Genomic DNA, 1,849 nt, shown 5'->3' with positions numbered 1-1,849 from the left:
GTCCAAGCCGTCATCGCCCTGGCCCGTCGGCGGGCCAGCGTCCTGTGGGCGCTCTTGCGTGACGGAAGGATCTTCACCTCCGTCCCGCCGCTCACGCAGGCGGCTTGACTTCGTCATTGAGACTCCTTGTCGTCGTACAGTCCGCGGGCCGAGTCGCTCACCCGGATCAGCAGGGCGACGATCGCCCAGTTGGTGACGACCGACGAGCCGCCCTGCGCGAGGAAGGGCATCGCCATGCCGGTGAGCGGGATCAGTCCGCCGACCCCGCCCGCGATCACGAACACCTGGAGCGCGACGATCGAGGCGAGGCCGATCGCCAGGAGCCGTCCGAAGGGGTCGCGCAGGGCGAGGCCCGCCCGGTAGCCGCGCTCCACGAGAAGGGCGTACAGCAGGAAGATCGCGGACAGGCCGGCCAGGCCCAGCTCCTCGCCGGCCGTCGCCAGGATGAAGTCGGACTTCACGGCGAAACCGATCAGGACGGAGTGGCCGAGCCCGAGTCCGGTGCCGAGGATCCCGCCCGCCGCGAAGGCGAACAGGGACTGCGCGAGCTGGTTCGGCCCCTGGCCCGCCTCGATCGACGCGAACGGGTGCAGCCAGTCCTCCACCCGGGTGTGCACATGCGGTTCCAGCCAGCCCACGGCGAAGGCACCGACGACGGCAAGCAGCAGGCCCAGCGCGATCCAGCCGGTGAGCCCGGTGGCGACGTAGAGCAGGACGACGAACAGGCCGAAGAACAGCAGCGAGGTGCCGAGGTCCCGTTCCAGCACCAGCACCCCGACGCTGATCAGCCAGATCGCGAGCAGTGGGCCCAGCACCCGGCCGGTGGGCAGCTGGAGCCCCCACAGCCGCCGCCCGGCGAACGCCAGCGCGTTCCGGTTGGTCGCGAGATACGCGGCGAAGAACACCGCGAGGAGCACCTTCGCGAACTCGCCCGGCTGGATGGAGAACCCGGCGATCCGGATCCAGATGCGGGCGCCGTTCACTGCGGGGAACAGGATCGGGAGGACCAGCAGGGCGAGCGCGGCGGCGACACACACGTAGGAGTACCGCTGGAGCACGCGGTGGTCGCGCAGCATCAGCACGACCACGATGAACAGGGCCACCCCGACCGTGGACCACACGAGCTGGGTCGGGGCCGCGCGGTCGCCGGGTGTCTCCAGGTCGAGCCGGTAGATCAGCACCAGGCCCAGGCCGTTGAGCAGCACGCCGATGGGCAGCAGGAGCGGATCGGCGCACGGCGCCCGCAGCCGCACCGCCAGATGGGCGAGGAGCGCGAGCACACCGAGCCCGGCGCCGTAACCGGCGGCGCCGGGCGGGACGGTGCCGTTCCTGGCGAGGCCGACGGCACAGTAGCCGTACACCGACAGCAGGACGGCGAGGACGATGAGGGCCAGTTCGATGCCACGGCGTCGGGGCAGGGGTACCGCGCGCACGGGGGCGTTCGCGGGGGCCACGGTGGTTCCGGCCTTGGTCATGTCCGGAACTTACCCAAATGGGAGGCGATGTCCGCCTAGCCCGCGCGGGGTGTCAGCACCAGCGTGGCGCCGTCCCGATGGTCCTGATGTACCGGGCCGAGCCCCAGGCCCAGGTGCCGTCCGTCAGGAGGTACCACTGGCGGTTGCCCTGGACGCTCTGGCCGTTGGTCCGGCAGAAGATGGAGACGACCTCGCCCCGGTCGGCCCACCGGATGATCTGCCCGCCCCGGTTGGGCGCACTGCGCAGCGCCAGCGAACTGGCCGTCACCACACCCCTGGCCAGGTGCTGGTTCTGGTGCTGACTCTGACTCTGGCCCTGGCCCTGGCCCTCGTTCTGATGTTGGTCCTGGTGGTTCCCCGAGGCGCTCTGGGAC

General features: G+C 70.9%; 2 protein-coding genes. Both read right to left on the bottom strand.

The window, feature by feature from the left end; translation table 11 throughout:
* Nucleotides 1-113 precede the first annotated feature (113 nt).
* The gene (locus EHS43_RS43720; protein WP_125195960.1) at nt 114-1,475 is read right to left on the bottom strand and encodes an FtsW/RodA/SpoVE family cell cycle protein; all 1,362 of its coding nucleotides are present in this window, start codon (nt 1,473-1,475) and stop codon (nt 114-116) included.
* 52 nt (nt 1,476-1,527) lie between these two features.
* On the bottom strand, nt 1,528-1,849 hold a 322-nt coding region (locus EHS43_RS43715), incomplete at its 5' end, for an SH3 domain-containing protein (RefSeq protein ID WP_148104313.1).

This window comes from Streptomyces sp. RP5T (genome assembly GCF_003933965.1).
GTDB lineage: Bacteria > Actinomycetota > Actinomycetes > Streptomycetales > Streptomycetaceae > Streptomyces.
This window is presented reverse-complemented; position numbering and strand designations above follow the sequence as displayed.

Bases quoted from the DNA above. Each gene is read 5' to 3' on its own strand.
- EHS43_RS43720 (WP_125195960.1), bottom strand. From the start codon at position 1,475: ATGACCAAGGCCGGAACCACCGTGGCCCCCGCGAACGCCCCCGTGCGC.